The sequence below is a fragment of the Aliivibrio fischeri genome (assembly GCF_009727955.1).
Lineage (GTDB): Bacteria > Pseudomonadota > Gammaproteobacteria > Enterobacterales > Vibrionaceae > Aliivibrio > Aliivibrio fischeri_A.
Map to the genome: position 1 here is coordinate 246,912 of NZ_WOBR01000002.1, position 14,359 is coordinate 261,270.

The 14,359-nt window shown below is 41.2% G+C and carries 13 protein-coding genes; 10 read left to right on the forward strand and 3 right to left on the reverse strand.

Features of this window, described 5'->3' with window-relative positions; all coding sequences use genetic code 11:
* Window positions 1-39: 39 nt before the first annotated feature.
* Window positions 40-1,182 carry a 3-phenylpropionate MFS transporter gene (locus tag GNP81_RS01645; RefSeq protein WP_012533064.1) on the reverse strand — a complete coding sequence of 381 codons (1,143 nt, stop codon included), beginning with the start codon at window positions 1,180-1,182 and terminating at the stop codon, window positions 40-42.
* A gap of 205 nt (window positions 1,183-1,387) precedes the next feature.
* Between GNP81_RS01645 and GNP81_RS01650 the strand changes: the two genes are divergently transcribed.
* From GNP81_RS01650 to fis, 9 genes are all read left to right on the forward strand, one after another.
* Complete coding sequence (locus tag GNP81_RS01650) at window positions 1,388-3,220, forward strand: putative nucleotidyltransferase substrate binding domain-containing protein (protein WP_155674224.1); 1,833 nt, start codon at window positions 1,388-1,390, stop codon at window positions 3,218-3,220.
* Between the two features lie 3 nt (window positions 3,221-3,223).
* Entirely contained in the window at window positions 3,224-3,865 is a 642-nt protein-coding gene (locus GNP81_RS01655; RefSeq protein ID WP_155674223.1) for a 3'-5' exonuclease, read from the forward strand.
* A gap of 204 nt (window positions 3,866-4,069) precedes the next feature.
* Window positions 4,070-6,019, forward strand: coding sequence for an acetate--CoA ligase (acs, locus tag GNP81_RS01660; RefSeq protein ID WP_155674222.1), 1,950 nt, complete (start codon window positions 4,070-4,072; stop codon window positions 6,017-6,019).
* Between the two features lie 455 nt (window positions 6,020-6,474).
* Window positions 6,475-6,924 carry a type II 3-dehydroquinate dehydratase gene (gene aroQ / locus GNP81_RS01665; RefSeq protein WP_196587398.1) on the forward strand — a complete coding sequence of 150 codons (450 nt, stop codon included), beginning with the start codon at window positions 6,475-6,477 and terminating at the stop codon, window positions 6,922-6,924.
* Window positions 6,925-6,954: 30 nt separating this feature from the next.
* Window positions 6,955-7,413, forward strand: coding sequence for an acetyl-CoA carboxylase biotin carboxyl carrier protein (gene accB, locus GNP81_RS01670; protein ID WP_155650719.1), 459 nt, complete (start codon window positions 6,955-6,957; stop codon window positions 7,411-7,413).
* 11 nt (window positions 7,414-7,424) lie between these two features.
* Entirely contained in the window at window positions 7,425-8,768 is a 1,344-nt protein-coding gene (gene accC, locus GNP81_RS01675; protein ID WP_005421282.1) for an acetyl-CoA carboxylase biotin carboxylase subunit, read from the forward strand.
* Between the two features lie 116 nt (window positions 8,769-8,884).
* A complete protein-coding gene (gene prmA, locus GNP81_RS01680) occupies window positions 8,885-9,769 on the forward strand; it encodes a 50S ribosomal protein L11 methyltransferase (RefSeq protein WP_005421283.1) in 885 nt (294 codons plus the stop codon).
* 185 nt (window positions 9,770-9,954) lie between these two features.
* Entirely contained in the window at window positions 9,955-10,923 is a 969-nt protein-coding gene (gene dusB, locus GNP81_RS01685) for a tRNA dihydrouridine synthase DusB (protein ID WP_005421284.1), read from the forward strand.
* 22 nt (window positions 10,924-10,945) lie between these two features.
* Window positions 10,946-11,242, forward strand: a complete 297-nt coding sequence (fis, locus tag GNP81_RS01690) for a DNA-binding transcriptional regulator Fis (protein ID WP_005421285.1) — start codon at window positions 10,946-10,948, stop codon at window positions 11,240-11,242.
* A 184-nt stretch (window positions 11,243-11,426) separates the two neighbouring features.
* Here fis and GNP81_RS01695 read toward each other — a convergent pair whose 3' ends face one another.
* Together GNP81_RS01695 and zntR are read right to left on the reverse strand one after the other, a co-directional pair.
* Window positions 11,427-11,735 (reverse strand): hypothetical protein, encoded by a 309-nt coding sequence (locus GNP81_RS01695; protein WP_005421286.1) that lies wholly within the window; start codon window positions 11,733-11,735, stop codon window positions 11,427-11,429.
* 89 nt (window positions 11,736-11,824) lie between these two features.
* The gene (gene zntR / locus GNP81_RS01700; protein WP_005421287.1) at window positions 11,825-12,244 is read right to left on the reverse strand and encodes a Zn(2+)-responsive transcriptional regulator; all 420 of its coding nucleotides are present in this window, start codon (window positions 12,242-12,244) and stop codon (window positions 11,825-11,827) included.
* 279 nt (window positions 12,245-12,523) lie between these two features.
* On the opposite strand from zntR, the gene purH reads away from it, so the two are divergent.
* Complete coding sequence (purH, locus tag GNP81_RS01705) at window positions 12,524-14,116, forward strand: bifunctional phosphoribosylaminoimidazolecarboxamide formyltransferase/IMP cyclohydrolase (protein WP_155674220.1); 1,593 nt, start codon at window positions 12,524-12,526, stop codon at window positions 14,114-14,116.
* Window positions 14,117-14,359 lie beyond the last annotated feature (243 nt).

Sequence of the window (14,359 nt, forward strand, 5' to 3'; positions counted from 1 at the left end):
TAATTATTGCTTCGTTTTTATACAAGCTGACAAATGTGATTAAGACTTCACTTTATCGAGTTTAATCATCAGAGCTAGCACCCCCATCGCAGCCATCAACCAGAATATATTCGCTCCCCACGCTTCATACCCCCAACCACTTAAGGTTGTCATTAATGCGATAAATGCACCAAGCGGAATCGCGTTATATAACGCCTGTAATGCCACCATTTTATTCTGAGGGAATTTTTGAATATATTGAATCGCGGCAAGGTGAGCCATTGCGAAAGTCACGCCATGTAACGCTTGCACTAATACCAAAGCAAATAGCTCTGTGGTTGCTGCCGTTAATCCCCAACGAACCACAACACCAATCGCTGCAACTTTAAATAAGGTTGATGTTTTCCAACCCGCAAATAATTGCTTACTAAACGCAAATATCATCACCTCAGCGACAACACCTAAGCTCCATAAATAACCAATAGTGCTTTCTTGATAGCCTGATTCTTTCCAATAAATCGAACTAAAACTGTAGTAAGCGGCGTGACTGCCTTGAATTAATGCCACTAACACGATGAATTTCACAATTGGAGCTTCAGTTAGTAAAGCCAATAATTTTGGTCGTTCATTATCTTCATCAGATACTGATACTGGCATTGGATTAGGATTTCTCATCACTAACACTAACGCCGCTAAAATACCTGCAATTGCGGTGTAAACGATCATATCGGTACCAAAACCAGACACCAAATAACCAACTACAGTAGAGCCTGCAATAAAACTAACGGATCCCCACAATCGCGTACGACCATAATCTAATAAATTATGTTTCGCATAATAATTGGTCATCGCATCGGATAACGGAACCGCTGGTCCGCAGGATAAATTGAATAAGATGGTAACGATAGCAAGCCACCAAAAACTCGCCCCATTAACCAAAAAGAGAGCAAGAGCTATCAAAGAAGCTAAGGTTAACAAGCGCAATGCTGGAACGATGTGTTCAACACGGTGCAACCTTGGTGTAATTACTAGGTTAGCAACACAACGAGTTGCAAAGCCTAATCCAATAAGAACACCAATATCCCCGGCAGAAACACCTTGTTCTTCAAACCATAACGCCCAAAAAGGTAAATAAACCCCATAGGCAAAAAAGAATCCGCCAAAATACTGAGAGATCCAAGCAAAAGGTGAAACCCGTAACATGATGATGTCCAAAAGGAAGTAAAAAGAGGCGGTCATTATGGCATCGTCTTGATTTATAAAAAGGGAAAACCGAGCCGAAGAAAAATGCACCTTTTAAAATGTGACTTTGGTTTCATATTCATGCTAATGCCCTAGACTAAAGTCGTCTTCATTCTTGCTCACTTTTTAATGAAAATAAGGGAAATTACTGACTAAGGATGGGGCTATGCCAAATGACATTAACTTTTCACTTGCTCCGTTTAATCGACTAACCTCAGAACAACAAGAGATGATCGCGAAAAGTACGGATATTGCCTATTTCCGAATAGGCGATACGATTATTCATGAAGGTCAAACGTCAGACAATCTCTTCATCATAATGAAAGGCTCCATTGAAGAACGCTCAAATACCAGTGGAGAAGTTTATGCTCACTACACTCATGACGATATTTTTGATGTTCGCTCTCAATTTGATCATCAAGTAAAACACAGTTATATCGCTCTAGAAGATACTCTTTGTCACTTACTCCCTACTCAACTTTTTCTTAAGTTATACAATGAGAATCAAGCCTTTTCTGACTACTTCAATAGCAGTCTAGCCAAACGCAAAGCCTTACTCACTCAAGCTCATCAGCAACAGAACTTAGCCGAATTTATTCTCACAAAAGTCGATGATGAAACAACTCAACAATGCCTTATCGTCGATAGAAATACTCCCTTACAACAAGTTACTCAACTTCTGAAAGACAATAACATGGATGCGTTATTTGTTGAGTTAAACCAATATGATACTCGTCATCAAGAAACTCAAAGCGATTTACCTTTTGGCATCGTCACTCGCACAGACTTACTGCACGCCATTATGATTGATGAGTATGCAGCAAACCATCCTGTAGGAGCAATTTCAACTTATCCTATTGTGCATATTCAACAACAAGATTATTTGTTTAATGCCATGATGCTAATGACACGCCACCACGTAAAAAGAGTTGCAGTACTAAATAAAAGCAAACTGGTTGGCATGCTTGATATGACGCAAGTGCTAAGCCTATTTTCAACTCACTCACATGTTCTTACCTTAAGAATTGCTCGCGCCGAACATATTGATGAGCTTGTCTTAGCAGCAAATACTCAAACTCAACTCGTAGAGACCTTAATCAGTAACGGCATTCGAACGCGTTTCATTATGGAGCTTATTTCAACGGTAAATGAACAGATCATCGAAAAAGCATTTAGCCTAGTGGTACCCAAAAGCTTACATGATCATTGCTGTCTGATTGTGATGGGGTCAGAAGGTCGAGGTGAGCAAATTTTAAAAACCGATCAAGATAATGCACTGATCATAAAAAATGGTCTTGAATGGCATAACTTGCCCGAATTAATGAGCCAATTTACGCATACCTTACAGCAACTCGGTTATCCATTATGCAAAGGTAATGTGATGGTCAGTAACCCTCTCTGGGTAAAGACCGAACACCAATGGGAAAAACATATTCAGAAACTGTGTGCTGAACCAAATGCTGATAACATGATGAATCTTGCTATTTTCTCAGATGCTCAAACGGTTGCAGGAAATCAAACGCTACTCTCTCCACTCAAACAAATATTGATATCCAAACTCAAAGAGAATGAACTCGCCCTCAGTACTTTTACTCGCCCAGCTTTGCAATTTCATGTGCCATTAACCCTATTTGGAAATATCAAAATAAAAAAAGAAGGCATCGATATTAAACAAGGGGGTATATTCCCTATCGTTCATGGAATTAGAGCGCTATCTTTAGAGCAAGGTATTGAAGAAACAAACACGTTTAAACGTATCGATTCACTACGCAAACACAACGTATTAGAGCACTCCACAGCAGATAATTTAAGTGAAGCACTAAAACTGTTTTTTAAGTGGCGTTTGCGCCATCAATTACAAGAAAAAACAGCTATTCCAAATAACCATATTCATATTGACCGCCTCGACCGTACTGAGCGAGACCTCTTACGCCACAGCTTACACATAGTAAAAAAGTTCAAAGAATGGCTTGGTTATCATTACCAAATAAGGGATTAAACGATGAATTATTTACAACGATTATGGTGGCAATATAAGTTACGATCCCATAAAAACTTATCTCTTTTTCATCATTATTCTGGCGATGAGTTGGTGTCTATTGATTGTGAAACAACGAGTCTAAACCCCAACCATGCCGAATTGGTTTCTATTGCTGCTATCAAAATTAAAAATAATCGAGTGTTAACCAGTCAAACAATTCACTTAAAACTGACACCACCACAAAGCCTAAACTCCGATTCAATCAAAATACACCAACTAAGGCATCAAGATCTCCATCATGGGCTATCCGAACAACAAGCGATTACTCAATTGCTTGAATTTATCGGTAATCGCCCTATTGTTGGATACCATATCCGCTATGACAAAAAGATTTTAGATCGAGCTTGCTTGCGTCATTTTTCTCATCCTTTACCCAATTCGCTGATTGAAGTCAGTTATATCTACCATAATAAATTAGAGCGATTACTGCCTAATGCGTATTACGATTTAAGTATTGAGGCTATCTCCAAACATTTGGGATTACCACAAGCTGACAGGCATGATGCACTTGAAGATGCGATAACCGCTGCACTTATTTATGTGCGTTTAACTCATGGTGACTTCCCTGACATTCCCTCAAGTAAAAACGCTCATAGTTACTGATCTGTGTCTCAAAAAATGACTGATTTCTCCCTCAATACTCAGTAAACCCTTCTTTCTCTGACTAAAGTCTAATTGTTGAAAACACATTTCTAGCTGAAAGTAATATCAACCTTACAAATAAAAAAGCAGTACCAATGACGGTGCTGTACTGAAATCCAATAATAAATAAATCTGGATATTTGCTGTATTCACAAGGAGAACAACATGAGTGAGATTCACGTGTACCCGGTCAATCAAGATATCGCTAATAATGCACACGCTGATGATGATAAATATCGTGAAATGTACCAGCAATCCGTTATCAACCCTGAAGGATTTTGGCGTGAGCATGGACAAATTGTTGATTGGATGACTCCTTACACCAAAGTTAAAAACACCTCTTTTGATACGGGTCATGTTGATATTAAGTGGTTTGAAGATGGTGAACTTAATGTATCGGCAAACTGTATTGATCGTCATTTAGCCACCCGAGGTAATGACATTGCTATTATTTGGGAAGGCGATGACCCACAAGACGATGCCTCTATTACCTTTAATGAACTGCATGAGCAAGTCTGTAAATTCTCTAATGCATTAAAAAGCCAAGGCGTTCGTAAAGGCGATGTGGTTTGTATTTATATGCCAATGGTGGCAGAAGCGGCTGTTGCGATGCTGGCTTGTACTCGCATCGGCGCTGTTCATACCGTGGTATTTGGTGGTTTCTCACCAGAAGCTCTCGCAGGTCGAATCATTGATTCGGATGCAAAAGTCGTGATTACTGCGGATGAAGGCGTTCGCGGCGGACGTACCGTTCCACTGAAAAAGAATGTTGATGATGCACTGAATAATCCAGACGTAACCACCATTGAAAAAGTCGTGGTATTTCAACGTACAGGTAATGACATTGAATGGTCTGAAGGACGTGATGTTTGGTGGCACGAAGCAACGGCTGTTGCCTCCCCACATTGTGAACCAGAAGCTATGAATGCCGAAGACCCTCTATTTATCCTTTATACTTCAGGTTCAACAGGAAAACCTAAAGGTGTACTTCATACCACTGGCGGCTACCTTGTCTATGCAGCCATGACCTTTAAATATATTTTCGATTATCAAGAAGGTGAAGTGTTCTGGTGTACTGCGGATGTTGGTTGGATCACAGGTCATACTTACTTAATTTATGGCCCTCTTGCTAATGGAGCTAAAACCATCTTGTTTGAAGGAGTACCGAATTACCCAAGCACGAGCCGTATGAGTGAAGTGGTAGACAAACATAATGTTAATATTCTATACACCGCACCAACAGCCATCAGAGCACTTATGGCTCAAGGCACTGAAGCGGTTCAAGGTACATCGCGCAGCTCACTACGAGTCATGGGCTCGGTAGGTGAACCAATCAACCCTGAAGCATGGGAATGGTATTACAACACAATTGGTGATGCCCGTTGCCCTATTGTTGATACATGGTGGCAAACAGAAACGGGAGGCATTTTAATTTCCCCTCTTCCTGGTGCAACAGCATTAAAACCAGGATCAGCGACTCGTCCATTCTTTGGTGTTCAACCCGCTTTAGTGGATAATATGGGTAATATTATTGAAGGAGCTACTGACGGGAACCTTGTCATTACCGACTCTTGGCCGGGACAAATGCGAACCATTTATGGTGACCATGACCGCTTTGAACAAACTTACTTTTCTACCTTTAAAGGCATGTATTTTACCAGTGACGGCGCTCGACGAGATGAAGATGGTTATTACTGGATCACTGGACGTGTTGATGACGTATTAAACGTATCAGGCCACCGCATGGGAACAGCCGAAGTTGAATCTGCATTAGTGGCTTTTGATAAAATTGCTGAAGCCGCCATTGTTGGTGTGCCTCATGATATTAAAGGCCAAGCAATTTACGCTTACATTACGTTAAACTCAGGCGAAATTCCAAGTGCAGAACTGCATAAAGAAGTCAAAGATTGGGTAAGAAAAGAAATTGGCCCTATCGCTACTCCTGATTTTCTACATTGGACCGATTCATTACCTAAAACTCGTTCAGGTAAAATTATGCGTCGTATCCTTCGTAAAATTGCAACCGGAGATACCTCTAATCTAGGAGATACTTCGACACTAGCAGATCCAAGTGTGGTTGATAAGCTGATCGAAGAACAAAGAAAGATAGCTTAACTAAATATAAGCGTTCTAAAACATAGTACTAGCGCGTGAATTTTAATTAAAAGTCATCATAGATTTTCTATGGTGGCTTTTTTGATGTGACGTTTAGCTCAAATTTACAGATCTCTTATTTCTTTCCTTATTCCTTGCTAATAAACAAAATCAAAAACAGTATAATTACTCAACAAGTTAGAAAGTATTTGTTAACTAACAGATAATACGGCAGAACTTTATTACTTTCTTTAGTTCTAATTATCACTTTTGAGTCAAAATATGTTTTATTCTTTATACTCAAAATGAAACTTAGAGCTGATAAGACCAGTATTTTGCTGCGATTTGCTGTGAATTGTCTATAATTGCTTTTTATGTGGTGTTGCAGACTGAAAAATTGCAATAAACCAACAAATCGAATATAAAAGATGTGCTTTTTTTACTTTAACCGTAAAAACAAGGAATTTAGCATCACAATGTCTACTCAATCGCGAATTTTAGTTCTCAATGGCCCAAACCTAAATCTATTAGGTCTGCGTGAACCTGCTCATTATGGCAGCCAAAACTTAGAGCAAATTGTTAATGCTTTGACCATTCAAGCCGATGCTTTGGGTGTAGAGCTCGAACATTTACAATCTAATCGTGAATATGAGTTGATTGAAGCTATCCATAATGCTTATCAACGTATTGATTTCATTATCATCAATCCAGCTGCCTTTACGCACTCGAGCGTTGCTTTACGTGATGCTCTACTTGGGGTTGATATTCCTTTTATTGAAGTACATTTATCAAATGTCCACGCTCGTGAACCTTTTCGCCACCACTCTTATCTTTCAGATAAAGCCGTTGGTGTCATTTGTGGTTTAGGAGCTGATGGCTACGAATTTGCTTTGAATGCAGCAGTGAAACGTCTGCGTTCAAATTGATCACTGAATATAAACAGAAGAGATTACAAAATGGATATCCGCAAAATTAAAAAACTGATTGAACTAGTTGAAGAGTCTGGCATTGCAGAACTTGAAATCGCGGAAGGTGAAGAATCAGTACGCATCAGCCGTGCTATCGCACCAATTGCTCAAGTAGCTCCTGTTCAAGCAGTTGCGGCTCCTGCTGCACCAGTAGCAGCGGCAGCTCCAGTTGCATCAGCACCTGCAGCAGTTGAAGCTCCAGCAGAAGTTGCTGGTCATAAAGTTTGTTCTCCAATGGTTGGTACTTTCTACGGCGCACCAAGCCCTGATGCAAAACCATTTGTTAAAGTTGGCCAACAAGTAACTGCTGGCGATACACTATGTATCGTTGAAGCAATGAAAATGATGAACCAAATCGAAGCAGACAAATCAGGCGTTGTAACTGCAATTCTTCTTGAAGATGGTCAACCGGTTGAGTTCGACCAACCTCTTGTTATCATCGAATAATAGAGGCTGTTATGTTAGATAAATTAGTTATCGCAAACCGTGGTGAAATTGCACTACGTATTTTGCGAGCATGTAAAGAGCTTGGCATCAAAACGGTTGCTGTGCACTCTACTGCTGACCGTGATTTAAAACACGTACTGCTTGCAGATGAAACGATTTGTATCGGTCCTGCACGTGGTATCGACAGCTACCTAAACATCCCTCGTATCATCAGTGCTGCTGAAGTTACAGGTGCGGTTGCGGTTCACCCAGGTTACGGTTTCTTATCCGAAAATGCTGACTTCGCAGAGCAAGTTGAGCGTTCTGGCTTTATCTTTGTTGGTCCAAAAGCAGAAACTATCCGCATGATGGGCGACAAAGTATCAGCAATCACTGCAATGAAAAAAGCAGGCGTACCTTGTGTACCTGGTTCTGATGGTCCACTAGATAACGATGAAGCGAAAAACAAAGCACACGCAAAACGCATTGGTTACCCAGTAATCATTAAAGCGTCTGGCGGCGGCGGTGGTCGTGGTATGCGTGTTGTTCGCGCAGAAAAAGACCTTGTTGAAGCAATTGCAATGACTCGTGCTGAAGCAAAAGCATGTTTCAATAACGAAATGGTTTACATGGAAAAATTCCTTGAAAACCCTCGTCACATTGAAGTTCAAGTTCTTGCTGATGGCCAAGGTAACGCAATTCACTTAGGTGAGCGTGACTGTTCTATGCAACGTCGCCACCAAAAAGTAGTTGAAGAAGCGCCAGCTCCAGGTATTACTGAAGAGATGCGTAAATACATCGGTGAACGTTGTACTCGTGCATGTCTTGAAATTGGTTACCGTGGTGCAGGTACATTTGAATTCCTATATGAAAATGGCGAATTCTACTTCATCGAAATGAATACACGTATTCAGGTTGAGCACACTATTACCGAAATGGTAACAGGTATCGACCTAGTGAAAGAGCAACTACGTATTGCTGCGGGTCAACCGCTATCTTACACACAAGATGATATCAAACTACGTGGTCACTCAATTGAGTGTCGTATCAATGCTGAAGATCCCGTTCGTTTCCTACCTTCACCAGGTAAGATTGAACGCTTCCATGCTCCAGGTGGTATGGGTGTACGTTGGGAATCTCACATCTACACAGGCTACACAGTTCCACCTCATTACGATTCAATGATCGGTAAGCTAATTACTTACGGTGAAAACCGTGACGTTGCTATCGCTCGTATGAAAAACGCATTAGGTGAAATGATTGTTGAAGGTATTCACGTGAATACACCACTTCAATTAGCAATCATGAATGATGAAAACTTCCAACATGGTGGTGCAAATATCCACTATCTTGAGAAGAAACTAGGCCTACAATAAGCCTTTTCTAATCATTCAATAAATAAGAACGAATTAAAGACGGTGAGTATGATTACTCACCGTCTTTTTTTGTGTTAAAATCGCCCACATTTTCGACTAAAACAAAAGTGATCCCCATGCCTTGGATTCAAGTAAAACTAAATGCAACCTCTGAAAACGCTGAACAGATCGGTGATATGTTAATGGAAGAGACTGGTGCTCTATCTATTACTTTTTTAGACGCTAAAGATACGCCTGTATTTGAACCACTTCCGGGTGAAACTCGCCTGTGGGGTGAAACGGACATTCTTGCTCTTTATGATGCAGAAGCGGACATGGATTTTGTTATTACTCAATTAAAAGCAAGCCGTCTTCTTGAAGAAGGTTTTGCACATAAAATTGAACAACTTGAAGATAAAGATTGGGAACGTGAGTGGATGGATAACTTCCACCCGATGCAGTTTGGTAAACGTCTGTGGATTTGCCCAAGCTGGCGTGAAATTCCAGAGCCCGATGCTGTAAATGTAATGCTAGACCCAGGCCTTGCTTTTGGTACTGGTACACACCCAACAACGTCTCTTTGTCTTGAATGGCTAGAAGGATTAGATCTTGAAGGCAAAACCGTTGTCGATTTTGGTTGTGGTTCTGGCATTTTAGCGATCGCAGCGATCAAATTAGGTGCAGCTAAAGTTATCGGGATCGACATTGATCCTCAAGCAATCTTAGCATCAAAAGACAACGCAACTCGTAACGGCGTTGCTGATCAAATTGAACTATACCTTCCTCAAGACCAACCAGAAGGTCTCATCGCTGACGTAGTAGTTGCAAACATTCTTGCAGGTCCACTACGCGAGCTTTCAGGCATCATTACCTCTCTAGTTAAGCCGCAAGGTCAACTAGCTATGTCAGGCGTATTAGACACGCAGGCAGAAGATGTAGCGTCATACTATGCTGAACAATTCGACTTAGATGCGATTGTTGAGCAACAAGAATGGTGCCGAATCTCAGGTAAAAAGAAATAAGTACTGCGCTTTTTTGATAAAACTTCAATGCCTCAATACTAAATTTGAGGCATGAAACCGCCTAATTGACTGAATTATAGACAATTTACAAAAAGAAAATGTAAATGCTCAAAATTTGCTCTTTTCAGGCGGGGAAAAAATGCGTAAAATGCGCGCCCTTGCTGACACAAACGTGTGTGGATGTTTTGCAGATAGGTCAATATACATTAAAAAATAATCTTATCGTTGCACCAATGGCTGGTGTTACTGATAGGCCCTTTCGTGAGTTGTGTATGCGTTATGGCGCAGGCATGGCTGTGAGCGAAATGATGTCTTCTAATCCGAAACTGTGGAAAACATCTAAGTCCCAAAACCGCATGGTACATGAAGGTGAATCTGGTATTCGCTCGGTACAAATTGCAGGGGCTGATCCAAAGTTAATGGCGGAAGCAGCGCAACACTGTGTTGAAACCGGTGCGCAAATCATCGATATCAACATGGGATGCCCTGCAAAAAAAGTGAATAAGAAGCTAGCAGGCTCAGCACTATTACAGCGCCCAGATCTTATTGAAGAGATCTTACTGGCTGTAGTTAATGCTGTTGATGTTCCTGTCACTCTGAAAACTCGCACAGGCTGGGATCCAGACAATAGAAATTGTGTTCAGGTTGCAAAAATGGCTGAACAATGTGGCATCCAAGCTTTAGCGCTTCATGGGCGTACCAGAGCTTGTATGTACAAAGGTGAAGCTGAGTACGACAACATTAAAGCGGTAAAAGAAGCGATTTCTATTCCGGTTATAGCGAACGGTGATATCGACTCGCCGGAGAAGGCTCGTTTTGTGCTTGATTACACAGGCGCAGACGCTTTGATGATCGGCCGTCCTGCACAAGGTAGGCCATGGATTTTTAAAGAAATCCAACATTACTTAGAAACGGGCGAACTCATGCCACCTCTTCCAATTGAAGAAGTGAAGGCCACTTTACTTGGCCATGTTCATGCGCTTCACCAATTTTATGGTGAGTTTTTAGGTCCTCGCATTGCACGTAAGCATGTGGGTTGGTACCTAAAAGAGCATGAGCAAGCAAATGATTTCCGCCGCAGCTTTAACGCGATAGAGGATGCTTCATTGCAACTCTCTCAACTTGAAAGCTATTTCGACCACGTTGCATCATAATAAAAGAAGAGCTAAACAGAATATGTTCGATCAATCTATGACTTCAGAAGCATTAACAGTTACAACAGTTACAGCACAAGACCAAATTACTCAGAAACCACTACGTGACTCTGTTAAGGCTTCGCTGAAAAACTACTTAGGCCAACTAAACGGTCAAGAAGTTAACGACTTATATGAATTAGTATTAGCTGAAGTAGAGCAACCTCTACTAGACATGATCATGCAGCATACTCGCGGCAACCAAACAAAAGCAGCAAACATGATGGGTATCAACCGTGGTACTCTTCGTAAGAAACTTAAAAAATACGGCATGAACTAATCCACGCCTTATTTGAAAAATGTAAAGCAGTGTTAAGCAATTAACGCTGCTTTTTTTATATCTGCCAAATAAATAATACCAATCGTAGTAAATAACTGATCACTTACTTACTGTGATTGGTATAACAAATACAAAAAAACCGATACGCATTTTACTGCTGTATCGGTTTTTCTTGTTTACTCTACTATGGCGGCCATGCTCGTTTCTTGCCACCACCAGCGCCTGCGCCCGAGCGAATAAGCTCTACTGCTTTTGCTGTTTTTTCTTCAATACCTTTTAAACGCTCATCAAGTTCACTTAAATCAGCTGCGGCTCCCGCTGTACTCGTACCTTGAGTACCACCACCATCAACCATTTTCGCGATCTTGGCGTTCTGAGCTTCAATACGCTTAATGCGAGCATCAAGCTCCATTACCGCTCTACCTTGCTCACTGATTTTTTTATCGATAACTTTCAGAGCGGAAAGCAATTTCATTACGTATTGTTTTTCCATTAATCGGCTCTCACCTAACTTTCGCTCATATTGGTCTATTGTAGTTATCGACTATTTTATCAACTTCTTTAATAAACACGCACAACTATTTAGTCTTTTTTCTCTTCTAATTCAGCTAACGCAGAAAGAATAGAACAGTGAGAAGCATCTTCATCAACATGACCACAGCAAGCATCATTTATACTCTTTAATGCAAGGCGAATGTCTGTTAGTTGAGCGATCTTTTCGTCAATAATATTTAACTTAGATTGAGTAATGGCTTTTACTTCTGCACAACTGTGCTTTGTTGCTTCTAATCTAATCGCTAATAATTCTTGAATTTCATCCAATGCGAGACCAAGTTGCTTCGCCTTTAGAATAAAACGAATTTGAGCTAGATTGTCATCATTATACAAACGGTAACCACTGCTACTTCTTCCTGATGGTACAAGAAGACCGTTTTTTTCGTAAAAACGTAATGTGTCGCTCGTAACATTACATTGTTTAGCTAACTCACCAATTAAATACATTTTTGCTTCTTATTCCTCTTTGCTTCACTCTATTTTGATTCTTTTTAAAGAAAAAGGGCATCTTTTTTTGCGAATGCAATCGATTGCGCGAGCTTTTTTGTTTAACTTTAGTTAGAATATTCACCAATAGGTTGATCTGATGTTTCGCACTTTACTCTTTTTAGGGTGTTTTCCAAAACTGGCCAATTGCTGTTTATTGATTCATATGAAATGAAAAATAACAGAACAAGTTCATTTTTGGCAAAAATCCTAACTTAATTCTAAAGGAAGAAAGTAGCAATGAATAACGCACGTCCGATCCGTCGCGCGCTGATTAGCGTATCTGATAAAACTGGTATTGTAGAATTTGCTCAAGCATTGGCTGAACGTGGTGTAGATATTTTATCTACTGGCGGTACGGCTCGTCTGCTTGCTGAAAAAGGCATCTCAGTAACTGAAGTATCTGATTACACTGGCTTCCCTGAAATGATGGATGGCCGCGTTAAAACTCTTCATCCTAAAGTTCATGGTGGTGTACTTGGTCGTCGCGGTCAAGATGATGGCATCATGGAGCAACACGGTATCAATCCTATTGATATGGTTGTTGTTAACCTCTACCCATTTGCAGAAACCGTAGCAAAAGAAGGCTGTACCCTTGCTGATGCCGTTGAGAACATCGACATCGGTGGCCCTACTATGGTTCGCTCTGCAGCGAAAAACCACAAAGACGTAACTATCGTTATTAACGCTCACGATTACGACCGTGTTATCGCTGAAATGGACGCGAACGATAAATCTTTAACACTAGAGACTCGTTTCGACCTAGCTATCGCAGCATTCGAGCACACCGCTTCTTACGATGGCATGATCGCAAACTACTTCGGCACAATGGTTCCATCTTACGGTGAGAACAAAGAAGGTGATGAAGAGAGCAAATTCCCACGCACGTTCAACCAACAGTTCAAGAAAAAACAAGACATGCGCTACGGTGAGAACAGCCACCAAGCTGCGGCATTCTACGTTGAAGCGAATCCTGAAGAAGCATCAGTATCTACTGCTCGCCAAATCCAAGGTAAAGCACTTTCTTACAACAACATCGCTGACACTGACGCTGCACTTGAGTGTGTGAAAGAGTTCGACGAGCCAGCATGTGTAATCGTTAAGCACGCTAACCCATGTGGTGTAGCACTGGGCGAAAACATCCTAGAAGCTTACGACCGTGCATTCAAAACAGACCCAACATCTGCATTTGGCGGCATCATCGCATTCAACCGCGAACTAGACGCAGCAACAGCGACCGCTATCACTGAACGTCAATTCGTTGAAGTTATCATTGCACCTTTTGTTTCTGCTGAAGCAGTAGAAATCGTAGCGGCTAAGAAAAACCTTCGCCTTCTTGAGTGTGGCGAGTGGACAACTAAGACAACTGGTTTTGACGTGAAACGCGTTAATGGCGGCTTATTAGTTCAAGACCGTGACCAAGGCATGGTGTCTGAAGATGACCTACAAGTTGTTTCTAAGCGCCAACCAACAGCAGAAGAGCTAAAAGACGCACTGTTCTGCTGGAAAGTAGCGAAGTACGTAAAATCTAACGCTATCGTTTACTCTAAAGGTGACATGACTATTGGTGTTGGCGCAGGCCAAATGAGCCGCGTTTACTCTGCGAAGATCGCTGGTATCAAAGCGGCTGATGAAGGTCTACAGGTTGAAGGCTGTGTAATGGCATCAGATGCGTTCTTCCCATTCCGTGACGGTATTGATGCGGCAGCAGAAGCTGGCATCAAATGTGTTATCCAACCGGGCGGCTCAATGCGTGACAGTGAAGTAATCGAAGCTGCTGATGAACACGGCATGGCGATGATCTTTACTGGCATGCGTCACTTCCGTCACTAATTTTCTCTTCGTATTTGGCACTGTGGCGTCGTTAACTGCTTTCGCCCACCCCAGTCACATAGCGAGCTATGCTCCTGGGGATGGACTCAATTGTTGCCTAGCCACACCACCAACTACTTTGAGCAAAACTTATTTAATTTAGCTAATTTGAAATACTCTTCGTTTTAGACATTTTCATTTTAGAGCAAAGCCATATTGATAAGGTCAAGGAGAGCTCGCGGAGTTTATAAGTATAAATGAGCA